This is a genomic window from Inquilinus sp. (assembly GCF_057815775.1).
In genome coordinates this window covers 1-2,857 of the sequence record NZ_JBYRFX010001129.1, presented here as the reverse complement: position 1 = coordinate 2,857, position 2,857 = coordinate 1, and the positions used below count along the sequence as shown (strand labels likewise).

The 2,857-nt window shown below is 65.9% G+C and carries 2 protein-coding genes; both read right to left on the bottom strand.

Going from position 1 to position 2,857, the window contains the following annotated elements:
* Positions 1–2,087 (bottom strand): hypothetical protein (locus tag AC3XYG_RS40185; protein WP_489145522.1); only part of this gene is annotated, 2,087 nt, incomplete at its 3' end.
* Positions 2,084–2,857 (bottom strand): hypothetical protein (locus tag AC3XYG_RS40180; RefSeq protein WP_489145521.1); only part of this gene is annotated, 774 nt, incomplete at its 5' end. The genes AC3XYG_RS40185 and AC3XYG_RS40180, both read right to left, overlap by 4 nt.

The following is a 2,857-nucleotide window of genomic DNA, read 5'->3' as shown; positions in this document are numbered from 1 at the left end:
CGGCCGGATTTGGTGAAGGCCGAGCCGATCACGTCGCCATAGACGCCGAGCCCGCCGCCCTGCGCCATCGCTGACACCCAGAACTTCGGCGTGTCCATCGCCTGCGGATCCTTGCCGTAGACCATGTTCTTAGCCTGGATTGCCGCGGCGCCGACGATGAAATGGGTCAGCATGAACGGCAGCCCGACCTTGGCCATCTCGCCCCAACTCTCCTGGGAGAAGATGCGCATCATGTGGGTGGCGGCCATCGAGATCGTGAACGACTTGAACATGCCGACGGAGCGGTGCATCTCGCCGGCGAAGGTGCCCTGGGCGTGCCCGCCGGTGGTCAGCGCGCGCGAACGGCTGTCCGGCTCGAGCACGGCGAACCGGCGCTCCTGGTTGATGCCGGTCCGCAGCTTCTCCCCGAGGCGCTGGTCGGCGATCGCGGACGTGTCGAGGAACCTGGTCCCGTTGGTTTCGAGTAGCGGCGCGGCGCGGATGGTGTCCCATTCGGCCGGGCTGATCTGGTAGCGCTCGAGGAAGTTGGCCAGGGGCTTGTTGGCTGCCTGCAGGTCGGCAAACGGCAGATGGACATGGTCGGCGATGTGGCCGGTGAACTCCATCGAGAACACCCGCTTCATCATCTCGGTCCACGCCTGCAGCCCTTGCGCGCGCACCACGGTGGTCGCCATGAACCGGAGCTGGGCTGGCCCTGCGACCTGGTCCTGGAAGAACCGATAGCCGTGGTTGAAATCCATGGCGGTATGGGCGGTCAGGTTGAGCCGCGCGGCGAGGTTTTTGGACTCGGCGCCGGACCGGGCGATGTCGGCCACCACGCCGGAGATCAGCCGCCCGACCGGCATGCCGTTGAAATTGGCGGCCAGGCCCGCCGTGACGCTGTCCCCGGGGATGGCGGACAGGACAGCCCCCTTTAGCTGCGCCGCCGTGCTGATGCTCCGCAGACCGCCCAGGATGCCCGCCATGACCGGGCCGTCCACGACGTTCGCGGACCCGTTCTGCACGGCGTAGACCTTCTCGACCATCTTAGCGCTCTCCAGCAGCCGGACCGGATTGAGCCGTTGAGCTGTGGATAACTGCGCTTCTGAGGCCTTCAAGCGGGGTAAAACCGCCGAAATGATCGCTCGGTGGTTCGGACCGATCACCTCGGCCATGGCGATTTCGGACGCCATTTTGTTCATGTGGCCGGTCAGCAGGCCCATCACATTGTCGCCGACGCCGTACTTGCCCTGCAGTTTCAGCCAGGCATCCGCACCCGCGGCGCCGTCGGCGAACTCGAACGTGCGCTGGGTCGGCGAGAACGTCCCTACCCCGCCGCCGCTCCCGGTGATGTCCGCATAGGCCCGCTTCAGGATGAACTCGTACTGGTCGCGGGTGGCCGGCAGGTTGGTTCGGGTATCCCACAACCGCCCGATGCCGCCGTTATCCACCTCGGCCATGAAGTCGGAGACGAATTCCGCCTCCTTGACCTTCTTGACTTGGGGCGCGTTCCACGGCTGCGGCACCCGCCAGTTCTCGTTGAGTTCGAAGTTCTTGCCCGCCGCGCGCGCCCGGTCCTCCGCGATGGTGCGGACCTCGCCGAACGACCGCCCTGCCGCGCTCGCCAGATTGTCGCCGGTCGAAACCCCGAACACCTCGCGAATGATGTTCTTGGCGGAATCGATCTGGGCCTTGGAGGCACCCAGCAAACCCGGCGCGTACTTTTCCATGCTCTCCCCGAATTTTGCGGAAAGCTGGTTCCAGATGTCGTCGCGCACGGCGTCGACGTTGCGGGTGCCGCGCGATCGCAGCGATTGCGTGAGCTGGTCGAGCACGCCGGCGATCGGGCCGTCCTGGTGCTCCAGCATGGTCTTTTCGAAGTTGGCGAAGGCGATGGCCTGCTTGGCGACGTCATTCTTCAGCCGCTTGGCGCCGGCCTCCATCGATCGGGCGGTGGCGAGCGCAGCGGCAGCCTCGGCTTCGGCCGGGCCCATGCTTTTCTGGAACTCGCCCTTGGATCGCTCATACAGCGCCAGCGCCTCGTCGCCGAGGGCCTTGGTGATCTTGCCGGTTTCGATCAGGTTGGTGACACATTTCAGGACGCTCATGCCGCCTCGCTCGGATACGGGCCGACGCAGGCCTCGATCTCCTTCGCCGCCGCCAGCCGGTTGTCGGCCTCGTTCACGACGCTTTCGATCGTACGCGTAGTCGGCACGGTGCGGCCGTCGGCATCGACCGTGACGCCCGTAGGCACCTCAAGGTCCGGCCGCTCCAGCATCAGCTTGTCGAGATCGCGCGAGACGGTCTCTTCCATATCGGGGTGGCCGCGGGCTTCCTCGATCTTGGCCGGGGTCAGTTCGTCGCGCAGGGCGGCGACTGCGTCGGGAGACGCCTTGTCGGTCAGCACCTTCACGGGCTTTTCCACGACCGGCAGGGCATCCGCGGCGGCGGCCGGCGGCTGCAAATCCATCTCGAACTGCCCGCGCGGGCCGGTCGGGATGCGCTCCCGTTGCCCCAGCGCTGGAAGTTTCAGCGGCGAAAGCATTGATGCCTGTAGTCGGGCGTGCTCGTCCGTGATTTCCTGCAGTTGATCGGCGATCGCGGCGCGCTCGGATTCGATCAGGCGGCGAGCCTCAATCGGTGCGGCAGCCTGCTGCAACGCCTCCGGGTTGGTGTCGACGAGGATCTGATCGCGCCTGTCATTCAATTTGCGCAGTGCGGCAGGGTCGGTTGTTTCTTCGATCTGCCGCTCAACGGCGTCCAGTCGATTGAGCCGATCCACGGCAGACACATCGCCGGCCGGTAGTTTATCCAGGTTGGCAGCCAGTTCGGCATCCCGGGCCGCGAGCCGCTGATTATCCGCGGCCAGTTCGATCGC